General features: G+C 69.7%; 18 protein-coding genes. 4 read left to right on the top strand and 14 right to left on the bottom strand.

The genetic code is table 11. The features are described from left to right. Window positions 1–42 precede the first annotated feature (42 nt). Both RE421_RS04115 and RE421_RS04110 read left to right on the top strand, forming a co-directional pair. Window positions 43–762 carry a hypothetical protein gene (locus RE421_RS04115; protein WP_309814749.1) on the top strand — a complete coding sequence of 240 codons (720 nt, stop codon included), beginning with the start codon at window positions 43–45 and terminating at the stop codon, window positions 760–762. After that, on the top strand, window positions 749–1,558 hold the full coding sequence (locus RE421_RS04110; protein WP_309814746.1) for a hypothetical protein: 810 nt from the start codon (window positions 749–751) through the stop codon (window positions 1,556–1,558). Before RE421_RS04115 ends, RE421_RS04110 begins: the two co-directional genes overlap by 14 nt. Window positions 1,559–1,687: 129 nt before the next feature. Here RE421_RS04110 and fdhA read toward each other — a convergent pair whose 3' ends face one another. From fdhA to RE421_RS04090, 4 genes are read right to left on the bottom strand one after another with little or no spacing between them, the layout of a single operon-like run. Beyond that, window positions 1,688–2,905, bottom strand: a complete 1,218-nt coding sequence (gene fdhA / locus RE421_RS04105) for a formaldehyde dehydrogenase, glutathione-independent (RefSeq protein ID WP_309814741.1) — start codon at window positions 2,903–2,905, stop codon at window positions 1,688–1,690. A 40-nt stretch (window positions 2,906–2,945) separates the two neighbouring features. Further along, window positions 2,946–5,444 carry an FAD-dependent oxidoreductase gene (locus RE421_RS04100; protein WP_309814738.1) on the bottom strand — a complete coding sequence of 833 codons (2,499 nt, stop codon included), beginning with the start codon at window positions 5,442–5,444 and terminating at the stop codon, window positions 2,946–2,948. A gap of 32 nt (window positions 5,445–5,476) precedes the next feature. Further along, window positions 5,477–6,895, bottom strand: coding sequence for an iron-sulfur cluster-binding domain-containing protein (locus RE421_RS04095; RefSeq protein ID WP_309814733.1), 1,419 nt, complete (start codon window positions 6,893–6,895; stop codon window positions 5,477–5,479). Then, window positions 6,892–8,190, bottom strand: coding sequence for an aromatic ring-hydroxylating dioxygenase subunit alpha (locus RE421_RS04090; RefSeq protein WP_309814730.1), 1,299 nt, complete (start codon window positions 8,188–8,190; stop codon window positions 6,892–6,894). The genes RE421_RS04095 and RE421_RS04090 overlap by 4 nt, the downstream gene beginning before the upstream one ends. Before the next feature lie 159 nt (window positions 8,191–8,349). On the opposite strand from RE421_RS04090, the gene RE421_RS04085 reads away from it, so the two are divergent. Then, window positions 8,350–9,282, top strand: coding sequence for a LysR family transcriptional regulator (locus tag RE421_RS04085; protein WP_309814727.1), 933 nt, complete (start codon window positions 8,350–8,352; stop codon window positions 9,280–9,282). Between the two features lie 20 nt (window positions 9,283–9,302). On the opposite strand, the gene RE421_RS04080 is transcribed toward RE421_RS04085, so the two are convergent. The 7 genes from RE421_RS04080 to RE421_RS04050 all read right to left on the bottom strand — a co-directional run bounded on the left by RE421_RS04080 (window position 9,303) and on the right by RE421_RS04050 (window position 18,442). Next, window positions 9,303–10,604 (bottom strand): aminotransferase class I/II-fold pyridoxal phosphate-dependent enzyme, encoded by a 1,302-nt coding sequence (locus RE421_RS04080; RefSeq protein WP_396134574.1) that lies wholly within the window; start codon window positions 10,602–10,604, stop codon window positions 9,303–9,305. A gap of 75 nt (window positions 10,605–10,679) precedes the next feature. Continuing rightward, window positions 10,680–11,648, bottom strand: coding sequence for a hypothetical protein (locus tag RE421_RS04075; protein WP_309814725.1), 969 nt, complete (start codon window positions 11,646–11,648; stop codon window positions 10,680–10,682). Between the two features lie 195 nt (window positions 11,649–11,843). Beyond that, window positions 11,844–12,956 carry an NAD(P)-dependent alcohol dehydrogenase gene (locus tag RE421_RS04070; RefSeq protein ID WP_309814722.1) on the bottom strand — a complete coding sequence of 371 codons (1,113 nt, stop codon included), beginning with the start codon at window positions 12,954–12,956 and terminating at the stop codon, window positions 11,844–11,846. 175 nt (window positions 12,957–13,131) lie between these two features. Continuing rightward, window positions 13,132–14,682: a carotenoid oxygenase family protein gene (locus RE421_RS04065; RefSeq protein WP_309814719.1), complete on the bottom strand. Its 1,551-nt coding sequence runs from the start codon at window positions 14,680–14,682 to the stop codon at window positions 13,132–13,134. 37 nt (window positions 14,683–14,719) lie between these two features. After that, window positions 14,720–16,132, bottom strand: coding sequence for an MFS transporter (locus RE421_RS04060; RefSeq protein WP_309814716.1), 1,413 nt, complete (start codon window positions 16,130–16,132; stop codon window positions 14,720–14,722). Window positions 16,133–16,182: 50 nt separating this feature from the next. Continuing rightward, window positions 16,183–17,724, bottom strand: a complete 1,542-nt coding sequence (locus RE421_RS04055) for an aldehyde dehydrogenase family protein (protein ID WP_309814713.1) — start codon at window positions 17,722–17,724, stop codon at window positions 16,183–16,185. A gap of 1 nt (window position 17,725) precedes the next feature. Continuing rightward, window positions 17,726–18,442 carry a nuclear transport factor 2 family protein gene (locus RE421_RS04050; RefSeq protein ID WP_309814709.1) on the bottom strand — a complete coding sequence of 239 codons (717 nt, stop codon included), beginning with the start codon at window positions 18,440–18,442 and terminating at the stop codon, window positions 17,726–17,728. A 186-nt stretch (window positions 18,443–18,628) separates the two neighbouring features. On the opposite strand from RE421_RS04050, the gene RE421_RS04045 reads away from it, so the two are divergent. Beyond that, window positions 18,629–19,420 (top strand): IclR family transcriptional regulator, encoded by a 792-nt coding sequence (locus RE421_RS04045; protein WP_309814706.1) that lies wholly within the window; start codon window positions 18,629–18,631, stop codon window positions 19,418–19,420. Between the two features lie 34 nt (window positions 19,421–19,454). Here the strand turns inward: RE421_RS04045 and RE421_RS04040 are convergent, their stop codons facing one another. The 3 genes from RE421_RS04040 to RE421_RS04030 all read right to left on the bottom strand — a co-directional run bounded on the left by RE421_RS04040 (window position 19,455) and on the right by RE421_RS04030 (window position 21,835). Then, entirely contained in the window at window positions 19,455–20,141 is a 687-nt protein-coding gene (locus RE421_RS04040; RefSeq protein ID WP_309814703.1) for an NrtR DNA-binding winged helix domain-containing protein, read from the bottom strand. A gap of 61 nt (window positions 20,142–20,202) precedes the next feature. Next, on the bottom strand, window positions 20,203–21,054 hold the full coding sequence (locus tag RE421_RS04035; protein ID WP_309814700.1) for a sugar phosphate isomerase/epimerase family protein: 852 nt from the start codon (window positions 21,052–21,054) through the stop codon (window positions 20,203–20,205). Between the two features lies 1 nt (window position 21,055). Then, a complete protein-coding gene (locus RE421_RS04030; RefSeq protein ID WP_309814697.1) occupies window positions 21,056–21,835 on the bottom strand; it encodes an SDR family oxidoreductase in 780 nt (259 codons plus the stop codon). Window positions 21,836–21,870 lie beyond the last annotated feature (35 nt).

The following is a 21,870-nucleotide window of genomic DNA, read 5'->3' as shown; positions in this document are numbered from 1 at the left end:
AGCACGGAACCACCCTGACCGATCCCCGGAGGTCGTCCGACCGTGAGCAGCTCACCGATACGCCAGCCGCCCGATCAGGTCGAGTCCGCAGCTGCGGCGGAGGCGCTGGCCGCCCGGCTCGACCGCCCGATGGGGGTCCTGGGCGTGCTGTTCCTCTTCGTGTTCCTGGGCCAGCTCCTGGTCACCGATCCGGGGTGGTCCCGCATTCTGGGCGTCGCCGGGTGGGTGTTCTGGGCCCTGTTCGTGGCCGAGTTCCTGCTGCGGGCCTCTATCGCTCGGTTCCAGCCCGTCTTCTGGCGCCGCAACTGGTGGCAGGTCCTCTTCCTGCTGGTGCCGTTCCTGCGGTTCGTCCGAGGGCTGCAGGCAGTGCGGTTGCTGCGCGTCTCACGGGTGGCGCGGGTGGGCAGCATCGTCTCCGCCGGGGTGCGCGGCTCCCGCTCGGCCGGACGGCTGCTGTCCAGCAGGATCGGCTGGCTGGCGGCCGTGACCGCGGTGGTCATCCTGGCCTCCAGCCAGTTGCTATACGCCTTCGAGATCCAGACCGACTACTCGACGGCCCTGTACGAGACTGCCCTGGCCACGGTCACGGGCAGCGGGTTCACCACCGACGACGCGTTCTCCAAGGTGCTGCACCTGGTCCTGGCCGTCTACTCCGTGGCCGTCTTCGCCACGCTCGCCGGCTCACTCGGCGCCTACTTCCTGCGGGGCGAGAAACCGCAGCACACCGACCACGTTGACAGGAGCCCCGATGGACGTGGTTGAACCTGGTACAGCCTCCGCCGTGTGGATCGCCGGTGGCCTGGCCGCGGTACTGGCCGTGCTCCACCTGGCCGCCCCAAGGATCCGCGGGCTTCCGGCGGTCCCCGAGCGCTACACGGGCTCCTTCGCCGGCGGGTTGGCCGTGGCCTACGTCTTCCTGCACCTGTTGCCGGAGATCGCCGCCGGCAACGAGGACGTGGGCGAGGCCCTCTCCGACGTCGTGGAACCCACGCCGTTGCTGGAACTGGCCATCTTCGTCGTCGCCCTGACCGGCTTCACGGTGTTCTACGGCCTGGAGCGCCTCGCACTCCACCATGGCGATCGCGACGCCGGACCAGACGCCACGTCCGGATCCGGACCGGGAGGAGGCGCCGAGCCGGCGGGCGTCTACTGGCTGCACCTGATCGCCTTCATGGCCTACAACGCGATGATCACCTACACCATGGTCCTGCGAGTCCGCACCGGCTTGTGGTTCGCAGTCCTGTTCACGGTGGCCATGGGCCTGCACTTCGTCCTCACCGATCGCGGCCTGGCCGAGCACTATCCACGGCGGTTCCGCGCCCACGGCCGCCTGTTCCTGGCCGGGTCGCTGGTGTTCGGGTGGATCCTGGCCAGCATCGCCGCACCCACCAGCACCCTGCTCGTGGCCTTGCTGACCGCCTTCATCGGGGGCAGCACCCTGCTCAACGTCTTCAAGGAGGAGGTGCCGTCCAACCGGTCCTCCAGCTTCCTGTGGTTCGCCATCGGGCTCATGCTGTACTCGGCCCTGCTGACCGTCATCACCGTGGTCGAGCAGTGATGAGCACACCATCCCCGGCACCGGCGCCGCATCGGCAGGGACTGGGGCACGACGGCGGCCGGTCGGACAGCGCACCAGGTCCTTCGGGTAGTTCTCCACCCCACCACCGGCCTCCCGAACGAACGTCGGTCAGTCCGAGAGATACCCGTGGGGGTTGAGCACGAACTTCGTCGCCGCACCGGCGTCAAACTCGGCATAGCCGCGCGGGGCGTCCTCGAGGGAGATCGCCTTCGCGTTGACGGCCTTCGCGATCGGCGCCCTGTCATGCAGGATCGCCATCATCAGCTGGCGGTTGTACTTCATCACCGGGCACTGTCCCGTGGTGAAGGACAGGGACTTGGCCCAGCCCGTGCCCAGCGAGAGGGACAGCGAGCCCTTCTGGGCGGCCTCGTCCACGGCCCCCGGGTCACCCGTGACGTACAGACCCGGGATGCCGAGGGATCCGCCGGCGGTGGTGATGTCCATGAGGGAGTTCAGGACCGTCGCCGGAGCCTCGTGGCCGGCCTCCTTGCCGTGTCCGCGGGCCTCGAAGCCGACGGCGTCGATGCCGCTGTCCACCTCGGGGACGCCGAGGATCTGCTCGATCTGGTCCTGGATCGGGCCTTCGCCGACGTTGACGGTCTCGCAGCCGAAGGTGCGCGCCTGCGCCAGGCGGTCCTCGTTCAGGTCCCCCACGATCACGACGGCGGCCCCGAGCAGCTGTGCGCCCATGGCCGCGGCCAGGCCGACGGGGCCGGCACCGGCGACGTAGACGGTGGAGCCGACGCCGACCCCTGCAGTGACGGCGCCGTGGAAGCCGGTGGGGAAGATGTCGGAGAGCATGGTGAGGTCCATGATCTTCTCCAGCGCCTGGTCCCGGTCCGGGAACTTCAGCAGATTCCAGTCGGCGTAGGGGACGAGGACGTATTCGGCCTGTCCGCCGACCCAGCCGCCCATGTCCACGTAGCCGTACGCGCTGCCCGGACGGTCCGGGTTCACGTTCAGGCAGATGCCGGTCTTGCGCTCCTTGCAGTTGCGGCAGCGGCCGCAGGAGATGTTGAACGGCACGGAGACGATGTCCCCGACACGGATGAACTCGACGTCGGGGCCGACCTCCACCACCTCACCGGTGATCTCGTGGCCCAGGACCAGATGCGCCGGGGCCGTGGTCCGGCCGCGCACCATGTGCTGGTCCGAGCCGCAGATGTTGGTGGCGACGGTCTTGAGGATGACTCCGTGGGGGACCTTGCGTCCCACGTTGGCGGGGTTCACTCCCGGGCCGTCCTTCAGCTCGAAGGTGGGGTACTCGGTGTCGATGACCTCGACGACGCCCGGCTCCTTGTAGGCGACGGCACGATTTCCTGACATTTCGGTTCCTCTTTCCTGTGGGTGTTCCAACGGGGCGGGTTCAGCCGCGCAACCGCGTCATCTCCGGGTCGTACAGCGGATCGTCCACCACGGTGGCCGCGATCCGACGCCCGAGGTACTCGATCTCCACCGCGTCCCCGGTCTCCACCCGGTTCGGCAGCCACGCGTAGGCGATCGGCTGGCGCACGGTGTATCCGTACGCCGCACTGGTGACGTAGCCCGAGACCTCGCCACCCACGTACACCGGTTCCTTGCCGAGGACCACCGAGACCCCGTCGTCGACCGTCAGGCAGCGCAGCCGCGTGGTCGCCGCCGCGGCCCGCTCCGCCAGCGCGCCCTTGCCGACGAAGTCATCCGTCTTCGAGGCCTTGACGGCGAAGCCGAGCCCGGCCTGGACCGGCTCGTGCTCGCTGGTCATGTCCGTGCCGTAGGACCGGAAGCCCTTCTCCAGGCGCATCGAGTTGAAGGCCTCGCGGCCGGCGGCGATGATCCCGTGCTCCTGACCCGCCTCCCAGAGCACGTCCCAGAGCCGGTGGCCGACGTCGGCGGAGGCATAGAGCTCCCAGCCGAACTCGCCCACGTAGGACAGGCGCATGGCGGTCACCGGGATGCCACCGATCGAGATCTGCCGGGCGCGGAAGTACTTCAGCCCGTCCCTGCTCAGATCGTCGCGGCTGACCTTCTCCATGACGGCGCCGGCGAGCGGGCCCCAGAGGCCGATGCAGCAGGTGCCGGGGGTGATGTCCCGGACGGTGACCCACTGCGCCGGGTTCTCCTCGCTCTGGTGGCGCGCCCTGCGGGAGAGGTAGGCCAGGTCCACGGTGGAGTTCACGCCGGCCTGGTAGGACTGCTCGGACAGGCGCGCGACCGTGATGTCGCTGGTGATGCCGCCGGCCGCGTCGAGGAGCAGCGTGTAGCTGACGGCGCCGGGGGCCCGCAGCATGTTCGACGTCGTCAGGCCCTGCAGCAGGGCGCCCGCGCCCGGCCCCGAGATCTCCAGGCGCTTGAGCTGGGACATGTCGAACAGGGCCACGGCGGTCCGGGTCCTCCAGACCTCGGCAGCGGCGATCGGGGAGTGGAACCTGTCTGACCAGGCGTCCCGCTCCGGAGCGGCCCACTCGGCGGGCATCTCCTCCAGCAGGGCGGCGTTCGCCTCGAACCAGTGCGGGCGTTCCCAGCCGGCGGCTTCCAGGAAGAACGCCCCGAGGGCCTTCTGCTGCTCGTGGAAGGGGCTGACGCGCACGTCGCGCGGAGACAGCCGGGGCTCCAGGGGGTGGCGCACGTCGTAGATCTCGACGAAGTTCTGCTGCGAGGTCTCCCAGACGTACTCCGGCGTGGTCTGCACGTCCTCGAACCGATTCAGATCGCAGTCTGACAGGTCGATGCTCGACTGCCCGATCGCGATCAGTTCGGCGACGGCCTTGGCGATGCCGGGACCGTGGGTGACCCACACGGCCTCGGCCGCGAAGAAGCCGTCCACGTGGCGGGATTCGCCCACGAGCGATCCGCCGTCCGGCGTGAAGGAGAAGATGCCGTTGAACCCGCGCTTGATCTCGGTGTTCCGCAAGTCCGGGAGCAGCTCCTGGCTGGCCGCCCACTCCGCGGCGAAGTCCTCCGGGGTGAAGGGCAGGGACGAGGGCATGCGCTCGCCCGTGATGTCCTCCGGCCGGTAGGACGGCAGGGTGTCGAGGTCCACCGGCAGGGGGCGGTGCGCGTAGGAGCCGATGCCGATGGTGTCGCCCCACTCGCGGTAGTACAGGTCACGGTCCTGGTAGCGCAGGATCGGGCGGCTGGCCCCGTGGGGCAGCTCGTTGACGCCGGCCAGGGACGGGGCCGGCGTGGACCAGGCGAACTGGTGGGCCAGCGGCAGCAGCGGGATGTCGATGCCGGCCATCCTGCCGATGTCCGGGCCCCAGAAGCCGGCGCAGGAGACGACGACGTCGGCCGGGAAGCGTTCCTCTCCCGCCACGACCGCCGTGACACGCCCCCCGGACTGCTCGATGTCGGTGACGGCGGTCCGGTCGCGGAACTCGACGCCGGCGGCCCGGGCCCGCTCGATGACCAGCTGGGTTCCCCGGGCGGCCAGGGCCAGGCCGTCGCCCGGGGTGAGGAGCCCGCCGAGCGGCAGGTCCGGATTGAGCAGGGGGAAGAGCCGGAGGCACTCATCGGCATCGACGACGTGCGCCTGAACCCCGTACGAGCGGTTCCAGCCCGCGCGGCGGTGGAGGTCCTGCAGGCGCTCGTCCGTGGTGGCGATCTCGAGGCCGCCCACAGGCAGGAAGGAACCGCGGCCGTCGGGGCCAATCAGGGACGTGAGCTTCTTGATCGTGTACTGCGCGAACGCCGTCATGGACTTCGAGCCGTTCGAGGAGAAGACCAGGCCGGGCGCATGCGAGGTCGAGCCGCCGGGCATGCCCAGCGGCCCCTGCTCGAGGACGAGGGTGTTGGTGTGTCCGAGTTGGGCGAGCTCGTCCGCGAGGTTCGCGCCGACGATGCCGGCTCCGATGATGACGACCCGGGGAGAGGGGGTAGGCCTCATTGATCACTCCTTGGTGTGCTGATTCAGGGTGGTTAGGCGTCGACGACCAGGTCGGTCTGCGCCGTCGAGCAGCACGGCAGGAACTTGCCGGCGTCGATCTCGCGGGCACGGATGCCGCCCTGGTGGTTCATGTCCACCTCGCCGCTGATCTTGATGACCTTGCAGGAGCCGCACATGCCCTCCCGGCAGTTCGCCCCGATGCGCACGCCGGCCTCCCGGGCGGCGTCCAGGACGTTCGCCTGCGGGTCGATGCGCACGTTCAGGCGGGTGCGCAGGAACGACATCGTCAGGCTGCCCTCCCCGACCACCTCGAAGGTGGACGGGTCGGCCGGCCCGCTCGCGTCCGACGCGGCCGGGCTCGACGGTGCCGGGCTTGATGGTGACGGGCTCAGCGGAGCCGGTGCGCCGCCGTCGTCCTCGGGGGTGTTGAGTTCCGCGATCCGGTAGAGGTCCAGTGAGCCCGTGGGCGGATCGACGACGTCGGCCGGGGCCTCCCGGGCGGCGTCCTGCGCCGCGGCCATCTCCTCGGCGATACCGCCGGCGAGCGCCACCTCCTCGCGGTACTCGAGCGCGGTCTCCGGGGTGCCGGAGAACGACTCGATGAAGATCGACGTGTCGTCCACGCCCACCTTCGTCAGCAGGTCCGCGGCGACGTCGATGTACCCCTCCGGCCCACAGGCGAACACCTTGCGCCCGTTGGCATCGGGGACCACGGTGTCGATCATCTCCGCGGTGAGCCGCCCGACCATGCCCTCCCAGGTGCCGGGGACGCTGCGGTCGCCCAGCGAGTAGTACACGGTGATCCGGGAGTCGACCGCGGCCAGGTGCTCGAGTTCGTGGGAGAACGCGAAGGTCCCGGGCGCGGCCCCGTGGTACAGCATGACGACGTCGGCATGGCCCGGGAGGGAGTGGATCGTCCGGATCATCGACATCAGTGGGGTGACGCCGGAGCCGGCCGCCAGGAACAGGTAACGGGCCCGGCGGTCGTAGTCGGGCAGGTGGAACGCCCCCACGGGACCGAGCACCTCCAGCACGGCACCGGGCCGGATGTTCTCGTGGACCCACGGCGAGACGGTGCCGCCCTCCTCGCGCTTGACGGTGATGGCGAAGGTCCACGGCTCCGTCGGGGCGCTGGATAGCGAATAGCTGCGGCTGACCGGCTCGGCGTCCGGACCGTTCACGGGGAAGGCGATGTTGAGGTACTGCCCGGAGCGGAAGGCGAGCGGGGCGCCGTCGGTCCGGCGCATGACCATGGTGAGCATGCCCCCGGCCTCGGGGATGGTCTGGACGCACTCGGCGAGGAACTCCTGCGGATACCAGGGGTCCAGTGCCCTGGCCGCCGCCGCGAAGGGCAGGTCGGAGGAGGCCTGGACCACCCGGTTCCACGGCATCTCCAGGCCCCGGAGGCGCCGGACCTCGGGGATCGTGGTGAGGGTGGTGCTGACGGTCATGCCACGTGCTCGCGCATCCGCTGGGTGTACCAGTGGATGAACGCCTCCACCTGGTACTCGCTCTTCATGTACGGACCCGGCTCGTAGGCCGGGCTGGACGCGCCCTGCTGGCACATCTCCACGAAGTCCTTGTCCTGCAGGTTCGTCTGCTTCCACGTGTGGGTGAGGGCGTCGACGTCGTAGTCCACCCCCTCGACGGCGTCGTCGGCGACGAGCCAAGTGGTGCGCACCAACGTCTGGTGTTCGTTGATCGGGAACGCGGCGAACGTGATCACGTGGTCGGAGAGCAGGTGAAACCAGGAGTTCGGCTGCAGGTGCATGGAGCAGCGGCCCAGCCGGAAGTCACGCAGGTCGCCCAGCAGCTTCTTGGACAGGCGGCGGCCGGTGGCGGAGAAGGACTCCCCCGCGCCGTCGAGCGGCTCACGGGAGATGCGGATCCCGGTGACGCGGGTGTCGAGTTCCTCGACGACCTCGAAGGGCAGCCCGTAGCGGGTGCAGCGCCCCCGCAGGGCGTCCTCGGCCTCGACGTTGCGGTTCCAGACGTCCTCCAGGTGGGGCGGGACGATCCCCTCGGAGAGACCCCAGGTCGGGAAGAGGGAGCAGGCCAGCTCGGGGTGGCCGTCGCAGTGGTAGCACTCGCGGTTGTTCTCCATCACGAGTTTCCAGTTGCCCTCCTCGATGATGTCCTGTTGGTAGGCCACCCGGGCGCTGGCGATCTCGTGCGGGGCCAGGTACGGCTCGAAGATCCCGGCCACCTCGTCGAAGTCGGCGGGCGGCTCGTCCGCCAGGCAGACGAACACCAGCCCGGCGACCACCCGGCCGTGCGCCTTCTTCAGCGCGAAGCACGCCGGGTCGAAGTCCGTCTCGCCGGGGGACGAGGCGTGGATCAGGTCGCCGTCCGGCGAGTAGGTCCACGAGTGGTAGCCGCACACCAGGTTGCCGGTGCTGCCCGTCCTCTCCGGGAGCACCCGGGCGCCGCGGTGGCGGCACACGTTGTGCAGGACGTTCACGCCCTCCTCGGTGCGCAGGACGATCAGGGAGTACGGTCCGTAGTCCACGGTCACGTAGTCACCCGGCTCCGGGATCTCGGCGAGGCTGGCGGCGAAGAGCCAGTGCCGGCCGAAGATGCCCCGCATGTCCGCGGCGAAGATCGCGGGATCGGTGTAGAACGGCGCCTCCAGCGAGTAGCCGGTGCGGCGCTCGTCGAGCAGAAGGCGCAGTTGGGCGGCCTGTTCCTCGGTGGGGGCGGCGGCGAGGCGGCCGCGGGTGGCGCTGGAGTTCACGGCAAGGGTCACGGTACTGATTCCTCGAGTCTGCGGGGTTCGGGGCGGTGCTGTGGGCCAATCGGTGGCCGGGTCCGGTGCAGTGCTGTGATCGATGACACATCGAGCGTAATCCTCGGGACAATGCAATAAAAGCGCGAATTTCCGCCGCGAACCCTGCAGAATCGGTGCATGATCGACCGACGCCTCCTCACCCTCCGGACGTTCGCCTCCTGTGGCAGCATCGCGGCGACCGCGGAGCTCACCGGCTACTCCCCGTCCGCCGTCTCGGCGCAGCTGCGCGAGCTCCAGCAGTCACTCGGCATGCGCCTGCTGCTGAAGGAGGGCCGCGGGCTGCACCTCACGGCCACCGGGCGCTATCTCGTGGAGCAGACCGACGGCCTGGTCGAGGAGTGGGGCCGGATCACCTCGGCCATGGCGTCCGCAACCGGATCCACGCCCGTCGAGTTCGGCCTGGGCGGCTTCTCGACTGCGGCGTCCAGCCTGCTCGTCCCGCTCGCGGCGGATCTGCGGGCCTCCCAGCCGACGGTCACCGTGCGGGTGGTCGAGGCGAGCCCCTCGCGGTGCCTGGACCTGCTCCTCGCGGAACGGATCGACCTCGCCGTCGTCGTGGCCACCGAGGCCGAGGCCCACGTCGGCGCCGACTCCCGCGTCGAGGAGACGCCGCTGCTCGACGATCCGCTGGACGTGATGCTGCCGTTGGACCATCGGCTGGCGGACAGCTCATCCGTCTCGCTGCACGAACTCGTGGGGGAGGTCTGGATCACGGACGCGCCGGGTACCGCCTACCGCGCGCTGTTCTCCGCCGCGTTCACCGCGGCCGGCATGAACCCTCACGTCCAGCACGAGGTCACCGAGTGGGAGACGACGACGGCGCTCGTCGGGGCCGGGATGGGCCTCGGCCTGGTGCCGCGCCTGGCGAGTCTGGCGGGGTCCGAGAACGTGCGGCGGGTGCCCATCTCGGGTCCGGCGCGACCGACGCGGCGGATCGTCGCCGCGGTGCGCCGGGGCACGGCGGGCGCCCCCATCGTCGACGCCTCCCTGGCGCACCTGCAGGATGCCGCCCGGCGACTGCTCTCGGATCGTCTGGCGGAGAATCCCTAGCGCCGGGCTCCACCGGCCGGCTACACGGCGCCCGACGAGGCGTCCTGCTGGAACGCGACGATCCGCTCGATCGCCTCGGCCACGTCCCGCTCCCCGGCCGCGAAGGACAGCCGCACGTACTCCTCGCCGTGCGCCGTGTCGAAGTCGGTGCCGGGGGTCAGTGCCACGTGCGCCTCCTCCATCAGGGCCTCGCAGTAGGCGGTGGACGTCCCGTACCGCGCCAGCATGGCCTCCCCCGGCTTCGCCCAGAAGTAGAACGCCCCGTCCGCCGGGGCCGCGTCGGTCCAGCCCAGCCGGTCCTGGTGTGCCAGCACCAGCGCGCGGGCCCGGGCGAACCCGGCCACCTGCGCGTCGCACTCCGTGTAGGACTGCTCCGTGAAGGCCTCCACCGCCGCGTACTGCGCGGCCGCCGGCGGGCACAGGGACACCGAGCCGGAGAGCCCGCCGATCGCCGGCGCCAGGTCCTCGGGCATCAGCATCCACCCGATCCGCCAGCCCGGCATCCCCCAGTACTTGGAGAAGGAGCTCATCACCAGGGCCTCGTCCGAGTACTCCCCCGCGCAGACCCCACGCTCGACGCCGGCCCCGGCACCTCCCGCGGCCCCGTCACCTGCGGTGGTGGGAGACCCGTAGGTCACCCCGTGGTAGATCTCGTCCGAGACCAGGCGCACCCCGCGCCCGGAGCACCACTGCGCCAGCGCGGCCATCTCCTGCCGGGTGGCCATGGTGCCGGTCGGGTTGTTCGGGGAGGCCAGGATCAGCCCGGCCAGCGGACCGTGCACGGCCTCCGCCTCCTCGAGGAGCGCGGGGGTGGGCTGGAAGCGCACGGCCGGGCCGGCGTCGAGCTCCACCACCTGGCAACCGAGTGCGGCGAGGATGTTGCGGTAGGCGGCATAGCCGGGGCGGGCCATGGCCACGCGGTCCCCCGGGTTGAAGGCGGCGAGGAAGCCGAGCATGAACGCGCCGGAGGAGCCGGTGGTCACGGCCACCCGCGCGGGGTCCACCTCCAGGCCGTACCAGCGGGCGTAGTGCGCCGCGATCGCCTGCCGCAGCGGCGCGATGCCCAGCGTCGGCGTGTAGTTCAGCGCCCGCCCGGAGGCGTGCACCTCGGCGGCCCGCGCGTTGACCGCGGCGGGCGCCCCACCGCCGGGTTCCCCGGCGCACAGACTCACGACGTCGGCCCCGGCCGCCCGCAGTTCGGCGACCCTCCCGAGGATGGTCATCACCTGGAAAGCCGGCACCTGCGAGCGCGAGGACGGGCCGAGCGGACGCGCGAAGGACGAGGCCGTGGGCTGTTCATCGGGTTGGAAGCTGGACATCATGCCCCATTGAACCAGTTGGCGTCAGGTGCCGCGGGTCACGGACCCCTCGGATGCACGATGACGAACACGTCGCGATCACGGTGTTGTGGTCGCCGACGGAACGGAGTCCTCGAAGTCCGGGATGGCGTCTTCATGGACCGCCACGGACGACATCATCCGCTTCAGCTCGCGGTACTCCGTTGTGGAGAGGAAGGCCCGCATCGCCTCGTCACCCTGCTCACCGGTCAGGGCCTCGACCATGGGCAGTGGGATGGACGTTCTCAGGTACAGCCCGGTGAAGTCCTTGACGGGGTACTCGTCGGTCATCACGTGGATCCATGCGGCCTGGACGGATTCCGGCGAGTTCGGGTCCACGGCGTCGGGGAGGTCCGCAACCTCCACCAACAGTCCCTCCGTCGCCGCACCCCAACGGGAAGACATCTCGAATTCCGGATTCTCGGCCAGATGCTGTGCCAGGAAGTACACCGACGCATCCTCCTGGTGGCTGGGGGTGCTGGTGAGAGGTTCTGCTTCCAGCGTCTCCACGAGCGCGGGATAGGCGCCGTCTCCGTCCCGGGCACCGGAGACGGTGGTCAGGTTCACGATGATGTCGTCATCTTTGTCCGTGATCTCATATCGCTCGGTCACCCCGGCCGGCGGTTGAGCTGACGAGTCGCTGCAGACCACGCAGCTGACGGTCCATCCGGCGGGAATGGACAGGCTGACCGTCCCCGCCTCCGTGGTGAAGACCTCATCACGCGGTTGGGCGTCCTGGCTCGATCCCCCGCCCGCCGTGGCGGAGGCAGTGGGGCTCACGGTCGGTTCCGCTGGAGAGGCGATGGCGCTCGGAGTCGGTTCCGTGGATCCACCGGCCGAGCTCGCGGCGGACGTGGCCGCTGCGGTGGTGTTCGGACCTGCTGTCTCCGCCGGGTTGGTACCCGAGCCGCAGCCGGTCACAGTCAGCACCAGGGCGGCGCCGGCCAGACCGGCCCACGGCCGCCGTCCCGGGACGGTGGCCTGCTTCATCATCACCAGTCCCCTCACGCGGTTGGCGGTTCGGAGCATCGGGGCCGATTCAGTCGCCACCCAGCGCGTGGGTTGTCTGCGACGCTGGCTCGGGCGCTCCGTGGTGCGCATTCTGCCACGCGGACCCGCCAGACCGTCAAGGGTTCGGTACGCCCGGGTCGAGTCGGCACCGGTGACCAGGCCAACACCAGCCGACATCGAGAGGCTACCGGCCGGCGTCGGGCACCGGCCGACTCAGCCGATCCGCAGCACGGGCTTGATGGTCTGGCCGGACTTCGAGTCGGCGAAGGCCTGCTCCACCTGGTCGAAGCCGTAGTACTGCACTAGCTCGTCGAAGGGGAACCGGCCCTGCCGGTACAGCGCCACCAGCGCCGGGATGAGGTCCTGTGAGGTCCCGGAACCACCGAGGGTACCGACCACGGTCCGGCCCCAGAGGGTCCGCTGGTGGTCCAGGCTGAACCGGGCCTGGGCGGGGGCGCCGCCGATGAGGATGAGGGTGCCGAGCATGCCTACAGCCTCGGCGGCCTCCTCGATCACGGCGACCACCCCGGTGCAGTCGATGACGTAGTCGGCTGTCCCACCACAGATCTCCAGGATCCGTTCCAGGGCGTTCTCGCGCCCGGAGTTGATGGTGTGCGTGGCGCCGTACTTCTGGGCCAGCTCAAGCCGGGAGTCGTGCAGGTCGATGGCGATGATGGTGGTGGCCGGGGTGTTCCGCGCCGCCATGATGGCCGCGAGCCCCACGGCACCGGCTCCGTAGACCACCACGGACTCGCCGGCGGAGGGGCGGGCCGTGTTGAGCACGGCCCCGGCCCCGGTGGTGATGCCACAGGCCAGGACGCCCACCAGTTCCAGCGGCACCTCGGGGTCCACCGCCACCAGAGCGTTGGCGTTGGCCAGGGAGTAGGTGGCGAAGGAGGACTGGCCGAAGAAGTGGCCGGAGAGCGTGGTGCCGTCCGCCCGGGAGTAGGCCGAGGTCCCGGCCTGCGGACCGAGGAACCGCTGACCGCTGGCCACGGCGGGGCCCAGCAGGTCACAGTACCGGTGCTCCCCACGGCGGCAGTTGCGGCACTGCCCGCAGTAGGGCCAGCCCATGATGACGTGGTCTCCCACCGCCACAGAGTCCACGCCCTCGCCGATCGACTCCACCACGCCGGAGCCCTCGTGACCGAGCACCCCGGGCAACGGCAGGGGCATGTCCCCGGCCTGAGTGATCGCGTCCGTGTGGCAGACCCCGGAGGCCACCACCCGCACCAGCACCTCACCGGGCCCGGGCTGTTCCAGCTCGAGCTCCTCCCGGACAAAGGGGGCGTTCTTCTCCTCGACGACGAGTGCTTCGATCTTCACTACAGCCTCCTGGAATGTGGCGGGACGCCCAGCGTAGCCACCGGGCTCCCGGACGCCGGGCGACTTCCGCCCCGGGGAACCCTTCGGAACCCCAGGCGATGGCCGGTCACCTTGTATGACGCGAGGGTGCCCTGAGCGGACGACCGCCGGCCTTCAGTTGCGGGATCCTACAGGATCAGTCGGTCCTGGCGGCGAGCTCCTCGGACGTCACCCAGTTGCCGTGCAGTCCGCGGGGGATCCGCAGTGGAACCTTCAGCGTGCAGACGGGCCCCCGGTCCACGTGCTGGGCATCCAGCAGCACCATCTCGGAGTGCATCAGGTCCCGGCGGGAGACGATGACGAACACGTAGCCGTGGCCCTCCGGGGCGTCGTCGGCCCCCGGGACGAACACGGGTTCGCCGATCGTCGCATGGTCGCCCGGGTACCAGATCTTCTGCTCCCCCGTGGCGACGTCCACCGCCGAGACCCAGCGGAAGCCGCCGCCGGGGGCGTCGTGGCCGGGCAGCTCGTTCAGGCCCATCACGCCCCACTGGTACTTCAGGGTCTCAAAGCGGTCGTCCATGCGAGGGAATTCGGAGGCGAACTGAGAGATCTTCTGCTCCGAGAAGGTGCGCCGCCGGTCCCGGGTGTCGATGGTCCAGCGGGAGAGGTAGCCCTTGGACTTCTCCGGGTCATGCTCCTGGTTGCCCACGATCGGAAACCAGGGGAAGTAGGAGGACTCGGAGACGGGGGTGTCGATGTGGATGTGCCGGCCGTCGTCATGGGCGCCCATGATGTGGCTGGCGAAGCGGTTCGGCCCCTCGTACCAGACGATGTTCTCGCCCTTGCCCTTGCGCGGCAGCACGCCCAGATAGACCCGCTCCTCGGGATCCCACTGGAACATGGACTCCTCCTTCTCCAGCCACTCACGCTCGGTGCGCATGGGGATGATCGGGAAGATGACGAAGTTCTGGGTCACGGCGAAGTCGTGGACCATGGACGAGTACGGAGCCTTGAACCACGTCTCGTGGATGATCTGGCCGGAGGCGTCCGCCTCGTAGTAGGCGATGTCCCGGGTGGTCTCCCCCTTGGCGGAATAGCCGAAGAACACCATCTCCCCGGTGTTGGGATCGACCTTCGGGTGGGCGGTGGAGGTCTTGGAGGTCAACGTCCCCTCGAAGTCGTAGTGGCCCACGGTATCCAGGGTGTCCGGGTCCAGAATCAGCGGCGGGGAGTCCTCCTTGGCCGCGTAGAGCTTGCCCCCGTGGAAGAACACGTTGGTGTTCGCCAGGCCGCGGACCACCCCCTCCACTTCCGGCCGGTCCGTGAAGGGGTTGTGGTACTGGCCGAACAGGGCCCGTCCTGCGGCGCGCTCGGCCTCGAACCGGGGGGTCTTGATGAAACGGCTCTTGTAGTCCACCCGGCCCTTGCGGAAGCGGAAGGACAGCGCCATGCCATCGTCATTGAATGAGCCCAGCGGACCCTCGTCCACGAACTTGGGGAACTGACGGTCGCACACCACCTTGTAGAACGTCCCGTCCAAGTGCGCCGGGATCTCACCCTGAACGCATTCGAGGCCCTGGATGTCCGCTTCCACGCGCAGGGGCGCATCGAACGGGTGGGCCGGTTCGGGGAAGCGGACGGTGGGCCACACCTCGGGTTCCGGGATGGGGGTGGCCGGGGCGGTCCGGGTCCACTGGAGCTCTTCGGCTGTGGCATCGTCCTGGGGACGGTTCATGTGGGTCATGTTCTCTTTCTCCTTGCACTGGAGGGCAGGTGGGCGGTCAGTTCCCGCGGTCCGATGCGGTGCCGGTCTCCGCCAGGGAAGGGGACTGGCGTGGGTGGGCCGCGTCGCCGACGCCGGCCGTGCGCACCTCCGGGTCCGTCCTGGAGTCTGCTTGGGGGCGCAGCGGCAGCAGGAGGGCAGCGGACACCGCCAGGATCACGGCCGAGCCGAGGAACAGCATGGAGCCCGTCCAGCCACCCTCCACCAGGTATCCGGCCAGGATGGGGCCCACAGTGGCCGCGATCCTCCCGAAGCCGCTGATCCATCCGAAGGCCGAGGCCCTCACCCGGGCCGGGTAGCTCTCCGGGATCAGGGAGTACATTCCGCCGAGTGCGGCTCCGAAGCCGATGGCCATGGTGAGCGGGATGTACAGGGGGATGTCCTGGGTGGACAGAAAGTATCCGAGCAGCCCGGCGCCGAACCCGGTGACGGCCAGGGACACGATGGTCAGAGTCTTGTTGGCGACCTTGAGCGAGATGGCCCCGTAGAGCAGACCACCGATCATGCCGCCCAGCGGCGCGAGCGTCCCGAAGAGCGTGCCCAGCTCAGGATCAGAGGTGGCCGTGGTGATCAGTTGCGGCGTCCAGCCCAGGTTGAAGTAGAACCAGCCCATCATCAGGCAGAACGAGGCGGCCAGGAGGATCGTCACCATCAAGATCTTCCGTGAGACCAGTTCTCGGAGCCCGCTGAGCGGCGAGGTCTTCCCCGGCCGATTCCCCACCGGGAGATCGGCGATGGGTTCTCGGCCCATCCGGGACAGCAACGTGTTGATCCTCTCCAGGCTCCGGCTCCGCCCCTTGGTCCGAGTGGACAGGAACTGAACGGATTCCGGCAGGCCGAGGATGCACATGAGCAGGATCACCACGTTGATGACCGTGCCGATCAGGAACATGCTCTTCCAGCCGAAGGCCGGGATGGCGGACACCGCGATCACTCCGGAGAGGAAACCGCCGAGCCCGGTTCCGGCCGAGTAGAGGGCCATGTTGAATCCGAGCCACTTGGTGGTGGAGAACTCTGCGACGATGACGCCCATGACCGCGGTGACGGCACCGATGCCGATGCCTGTGATGAACCGCGCGCCCAGGAGTGTTTCGAGGCCGGGGGCGAGCCAGGCCAGGAACATGCCCACGGTGACGAGGCCCTGACCCACCAGCCCCATCAGGCGGCGGCCGAAGCGGTCACCGAGGGGCGCCAGGACGAGCGCCCCGACCACCATGCCAGCGGTGGAGGCAGAGATGACATAGCCGATGTCGGCCGGTTGCAGCCCCCACTCCTCAGCGAAGTACGGGATGGCCAGCGCGACGGCAAGGATGTCATATCCGTCCGAGATGATGGTCAGCATGCAGATGAGGACCGTGACGGTCTGGAAGACGGTCATCCGGCCAGTGCGGATGCTGGATTCAAGATCCATGGTGTGTCCTTCGGCAGAGGGGGATCGGGCAGGAGTGTCGAGCGGCAGGGTCAGGAGTTGGCCTCGGGGCCACCCAGCCCGGACCAGGGTTCGATGCCCGGGATCTGGTGACCGGGGTCCGAATAGCGGATGACGGCATGCTCCTCGCTGTAGGCCGCCACGGCGTAATGGAGGTGGTTCCGGCCCAGACCGGATTGCTTGACGCCACCGAAGGGCACCAGGGGCACGCTGGCGCCGACGCGGTGTGCGTTGATGAAGGTGTTCCCCGCCTGGATCCGGCGGGCCAGTGCGAGGGCCCGCCCCGGATCGGCGGACCAGACGGAGGAACACAGGCCGTACTCCGTCCGGTTGGCCTCGGCGATGGCCTCGGACTCGTCGGTAAAGGGCAGCACGGGAATGAGGGGGGCGAACTGCTCCTCCACAACCAGCTCGTCCCCCGGGTCCATCCCGGTGACGACGCCCGGGCGGATGAAGCGCCCCTCGGCCGGCTCCACTCCCCCGGCCCACCGACCGCCCTGGTGGACGTGGTGCCCGGCCTCCCGGGCCCGGTCCAGCAGCCGCTGAGCGTTCCTGAACCCGGCCTCGGTGGTGAGCGGACCCAGGTGGACGCCGGGAAGGTGCCCGGGACCGAGCACCAGCTGGTCCACCAGGGAGGTGAACCGGTCCAGGAACTCACGGAGCCGGCTGTGGTGGACGTAGATGCGCTTGATGTTGAAGCACACCTGGCCGCTGACGGCAAAGCACCCCGCCACCAGCTCGCGCAGGGTGTCCACGCCGAGGTCCACGTCCTCCAGCAGAATGGCCGGGTCATTGCCGCCCAGCTCCAGGTGGGTCTTCTTCACGGTGCCGGCCGCGGCCTTCAGCACGGACCGTCCGGTGGCGATCCCCCCGGTCAGGGACACGGCGCGGATCTCCGGGTGGGCCACGAGCCGTTCACCGACCGTGGCGCCCCGCCCCGGGACCACGTTCAGCACGCCGGCGGGCAGCGCCGCCGCCAGCAGGTGCAGCGCACGGGTGAGTGCCAGAGGCGCCTCCTCCGGTGGCTTCACGACGACGGCGCATCCGGCCACCAGCGCCGGCGCCACGGCGTTCAGGCACAGGTAGACCGGAGTGTTCCACGGGCTGATCACCACGGCCGGTCCGACCGGCACGTGCTGGAGCCACACCCCGTCAGCCTGGCCCGTCCCCGGGTGGCCGGTCAGGTCCCGCATCCCGCCGAGGTCTCCGGCCAGGCCGGCGAAGGTCCGGAGCAGGTGGATGCCTCCGTTGATGTCCCCCCGGGCCTCATGGACTGGCTTGCCGACCTCACGCACCAGCAGGTCGGCGAGCCGGTCCGCCTCTGCGGCGATGGCGTCCGCCCCCGCGGTCATGCCGCGAGCCCGTTCGGCCGGCGTCAGGGTCGCCCATCCGAGAAAGGCCCGGGCCGCCGCGGCAGCCGACCGGTCGACGTCGTCCGGTGTGGATTCGGCCCCCTCTCCGACCCGGACGGACGGGGCGGCCGGATCCAGCACCGCGATCATCGTCCGGGGATCGGTGACCGGGCCGCCGTCGACATAGCCCCGGGCGGTGGCCCAGTGCTCCTGGGAGGGCACCTCAGGCACTCTGGGCCGCCGCGTCGTCCTCCGACCTGACCTCCCGGCCGGTGACGGGGTGCGGGTAGTGGAAGGGGAAGACCTCGGTGTTCGGGAAGAAGTCGAAGCCCCCGTCCACGATCTCGTCCGGGCCGAAGGGATCCTCGGGGTAGGTGGCGGTGGGACGGAAGTCCCGCGGTTCCGTGCGTGACCAGCCGCTGGAGTACTCCCCGTGCCAGAAGGCCCGGTAGTTCAACGTCTTGATCTTCCAGGTGCCATGGTCATTGACGTACTCGTTCTCATACAGGCCGCCCTCGAACCACTGCTCCATGGAGGCGGTGCCCGGATAGGTGTCCCGGGCCTGTTCGTGTACGCCGGCCTGCATCATGCTGCGGAACCGGCCCCGGGCGCTGAGTCCGTCCTCGGAGACGGTGACCACGTCCTGGTGCTGCGGGTGGTCCAGCAGGAACCCGAACACCGGTCCATTGAGGTCAGCGGTGAAGCGCTTGCGGAAGCGGCCCACGTACAGCCGGTGGACCCCCTCCTTGCCTTTGTAGAGGCCTCCGCAGAAGTAGACGTTCCCGTCCTCCGCGAACAGGTCCACCACCTCCTGGTACAGACATTTGTCCAGGTAGTAGCCGTACTGGTGTTGCAGGGTTCGCACCGCCTGCTGCGCCTCCAACACCGTGACCCTGCGGGCAAGGTCCTCCAAGACGGCGGACGTCTGATTCTGGTCCATGGGGCTGCTCTCCTTCATTGCCTGGTGATCTGTATCACTCTCCGTGTAGGTAGTGAATCAGTCCCCGATGGGGCCAGCCATGATTCCCCTGGACGTCCCCCTCTGCGGGACAGCAGTTCACCCCCGCCGCGGAAAAACGCCGCAGACCCCTTGATTCCCGCACTGTTCACTGGCACGCTTCCCGTCATGCGGGACACTGACAGGCTCACGCCCTCCACCCCTCCGATCCTCGTCAGTGCGGAGCGGGTTCTGCAGGTCGTTCGGATGGTGGGAAACCGGGGAACGGTCACCGTGGCGGAGGTCGCCCGCGAGTTGACCACGAGCACGTCCACTGCGCACCGACTGCTGGCCGCCTGCAGGGCCCAGGACTTCGTCCGCCAGGACGTGGTGGGTGGTGCCTATGTGATGGGGGCGGCCCTGCACGAGCTGAGCCTCGGCGCCACCTCCGCGGTGCAGCTCCGTGAGGCAGCGGGCTCAGTCCTGCGCCGGGCCGCCCAGATACTGGACGAGACCGTCGGCTTCGTGGTGGCCGAGGGGCGGGACGGCCGCTACGTCGAATCGGTGGAGGGCCATCGCTCCGTCCGGATCACCTCATTGCTGGGCCGCCATGTCCCCCTGAACTCCTTCGCCGGTGGCCGCGCGATCCTGGCCGCGCTGCCGCCCGACGAGGTGGAGCGGCGCCTGACCTCCAGAATCCTGCCGGGGGCCACGCCCCGGTCCATGACCGATTGGGAGGACCTGACGGCGGAACTGGAGCGGATCCGCGCCCGGGGGTGGGCCGTGGACTTCGCCGAGGCGGACCTCGAGGCCGGCTCAGTGGCCGTGGCCGTCATCGATTCCAGCGGGTGGCCACGCGGAGCCGTGACGGTCAACGTGCCACTCAGCCGGATGACCGCCAAGCCGGAGGCGGTGGCGTTGGCCCGGGAGCTGACTCCGTTCGCCACCACTATCCAGCGGCGGATCCGAGGAGGCAGTTGACCCTTTGACCCGGTGACCCGGTGACCCGGTGACCCTAGGTCATGATCAGTAGGGGCTGATCGGTGTTCGGCTGACGGCGGTAGATCCGGGCCGGACGGCCCAGGCCGTTTCCACCGGGCGGCACGGCCCGCACCTCGAGCGCCTCCAGCTGCGGTTCCATGGCCCGCCGGAAGGTGTCCTTCTGATGCCGGGATCCGGCCACGGCGTCATGGATCTGGCGCAGCTGGGTCATGGTGAACTCGTTCTCCAGCAGGTTCCACGGGTCCGGAACCTGGCCGTACTCCCAACGGACCATCCTCACGGCCCAGGCGATGATCTCGTCATGGCTGAAGGGCAGCCCCTGCACCTCGGACACGGGCCGGAGTTGGCCGTGGCCGTGCGCCAGGCCCCTCTCCAGTTCCGACAGGGGCAGCACGTCCAGGTGGGTCACGGTCAGCACCCAGCCCCGCTCGTCCCGGGCCGGATCGTCGAAGACGTGCAGCTGCCGCGGCGAGCGCCCCTGGATGTGCATCCGGGTGTCGAGGCACCGCAGCACCGCCTCACCCAGCCGCTCGCGTTCGCGCAGCATGGTGCCCGGAAGCATCCACTCGCCGGCATGGCTGCCCTGGTCCCGCTGGCGCAGCACCACGTTCAGCTGGCCGTCCGCCACCGTCAGGAGCACGACGTCGGCCGCCACCGAGGGGCGGGGATAGGCAAGGAGGTCATCGCGTTGCGGAGACATACCAGCCAATCTATCCAGCCCGGGCCGCGGTGGCGTGTCAGTTGAACGGTCGGGTGCGCGGTCAGGCGAACAAGGCAGCGGCGTCACGGACGAACTCCTCGCCCGTGGTGAAGGTGGTGCCCCAGATCCTCAGGGCGTCGGCCACCGGCTCCTGCATCAGCGGGCGGCTGAACCCCTCCACGCCGTAGCGTCCCGTGTAGCCCAGATCCCGGACGGCCGCGAGGAATCCGGCCAGGTCCAGGGCGCCGGTGGAGAGCAGCCCGCGGGATGACTGCCCGAGCTCGAGGTAGCCCAGGTGGGGCAGCGCGTGGGCCACCGCCGCCACCGGGTCCGTCTCCTCAAGGGCCATGTGGAAGGTGTCCAGGTGGATCCTCAGGTTCCTCGAGCCGGAGAGTTCCACGAACCGCACGGCCTGGGCCGCCGTGTTCAGCACGGAGGTCTCGTAGCGGTTCACCACCTCGAACGTCATCATGATCCCCAGGGCGGCCGCCTCGTCCGCCACGTCCCCCACCAGCTGAGCCGCATGGGTCACGTCCCGCTCCGCGGGCCGCGAGGAGGCGTCCCCGTGGACGCCGTAGGGAACCCCGTTGAGCTGGTCCCCGCCCAGTCTCGCGGTCATCTCCACGGTCCGGCGCAGCTGCTCGAAGCCGCGCCGCCGCACCTGGGGCGAGCCGGACATGACGTTCGCCTCCGGGGACTGGACGGCCATCGCGATGGGCGCCAGGCCGGCGTCGTGGATCCGCCGTCCGAGCGCCTCGACGCCGCGCGCCGACGGGTCCACCGGGCCCAGCACCACGCGCCGGTATCCGGCGTCCCGCAGGACCGGCAGGCAATGGGCGAAGTCCTCGCCGAAGGGGTCCGTGGTGAAGGCCGCACTCTGGCAGGCCAGGTCCACCGGGACGGGACGGGCCACCTCAGAACTCCGGCAGCTCGAAGCGGTGCTTGAACACGGAGTAGCCGTCATCCACGTTCACCACGGTGCCGTTCATGGCGTTGGACTCCTCGGAGAACAGGAACGCCACCACGTTGGCGATCTCCTCCGGCTCGGTCATGACGTTGCGCAGCTGCTCGGAGGCGAACAGGTCCCGCAGCTGCTGCGGGAACTGCTGGATGATCGCGGTGTTGGCCCGGCCCGGGGTGATCGCCAGGACGCGGGTGCCGTGCTCGGCCAGTTCGTAGGCGGCCGAGCGGGTGAAGGAGATGACGGCGGCCTTGGCGGCGGAGTAGGTGAAGGACAGTTCGGCGGCCTGCTCGCCGTAGATGGAGGAGGTGTTGACGATGACCCCGCCCCCGCCCTGCTTCACGAACTGCCGGCCGGCGGCCAGGATGCCGTAGTACACGCCGTCCTGGTCGATCCGGATCATGGGGTGATAGTCCCGCTCCGGGTCGTGGTCCAGCAGCGGCCTGCCGCCGGCGATCCCGGCGTTGTTGAAGATCCCGTCCAGCCGCCCGAAGGTGTCCACGGCCGTCTGCACGGCGGACTGCACGGCCGCGAAGTCCGAGACATCCACCGCGACGGCGGCCGCCTGGCCCCCGGCGGCCGTCACCTCCTCCGCCACGGCCTGGGCGCCGGCGAGGTTGAGGTCCGCCACCATCACCTTCGCCCCCTTCTCGGCGCAGCGGCGCACGGTGGCGCGGCCGATGCCGCTGGCGCCGCCGGTGATCAGCAGGACCTGGTCAGTCAGGGTCGTCATCGTCTCTCCATCTGGTCGGTTCAGGTTGTGGTTCA

The organism is Citricoccus sp. I39-566 (assembly GCF_031432995.1).
Classification (GTDB): domain Bacteria; phylum Actinomycetota; class Actinomycetes; order Actinomycetales; family Micrococcaceae; genus Citricoccus; species Citricoccus nitrophenolicus_A.
Note: the sequence above shows the minus strand (reverse complement) of the source record. Positions and strands in the feature narration are given on the sequence as shown.

Coding starts and splice junctions, on each gene's coding strand:
- RE421_RS04110 (WP_309814746.1), top strand. CDS start 749: ATGGACGTGGTTGAACCTGGTACAGCCTCCGCCGTGTGGATCGCCGGT.
- fdhA (WP_309814741.1), bottom strand. CDS start 2,905: ATGTCAGGAAATCGTGCCGTCGCCTACAAGGAGCCGGGCGTCGTCGAG.
- RE421_RS04100 (WP_309814738.1), bottom strand. CDS start 5,444: ATGAGGCCTACCCCCTCTCCCCGGGTCGTCATCATCGGAGCCGGCATC.
- RE421_RS04095 (WP_309814733.1), bottom strand. CDS start 6,895: ATGACCGTCAGCACCACCCTCACCACGATCCCCGAGGTCCGGCGCCTC.
- RE421_RS04085 (WP_309814727.1), top strand. CDS start 8,350: ATGATCGACCGACGCCTCCTCACCCTCCGGACGTTCGCCTCCTGTGGC.
- RE421_RS04080 (WP_396134574.1), bottom strand. CDS start 10,604: ATGATGTCCAGCTTCCAACCCGATGAACAGCCCACGGCCTCGTCCTTC.
- RE421_RS04075 (WP_309814725.1), bottom strand. CDS start 11,648: ATGCTCCGAACCGCCAACCGCGTGAGGGGACTGGTGATGATGAAGCAG.
- RE421_RS04065 (WP_309814719.1), bottom strand. CDS start 14,682: ATGACCCACATGAACCGTCCCCAGGACGATGCCACAGCCGAAGAGCTC.
- RE421_RS04060 (WP_309814716.1), bottom strand. CDS start 16,132: ATGGATCTTGAATCCAGCATCCGCACTGGCCGGATGACCGTCTTCCAG.
- RE421_RS04050 (WP_309814709.1), bottom strand. CDS start 18,442: ATGGACCAGAATCAGACGTCCGCCGTCTTGGAGGACCTTGCCCGCAGG.
- RE421_RS04045 (WP_309814706.1), top strand. CDS start 18,629: ATGCGGGACACTGACAGGCTCACGCCCTCCACCCCTCCGATCCTCGTC.
- RE421_RS04040 (WP_309814703.1), bottom strand. CDS start 20,141: ATGTCTCCGCAACGCGATGACCTCCTTGCCTATCCCCGCCCCTCGGTG.
- RE421_RS04030 (WP_309814697.1), bottom strand. CDS start 21,835: ATGACGACCCTGACTGACCAGGTCCTGCTGATCACCGGCGGCGCCAGC.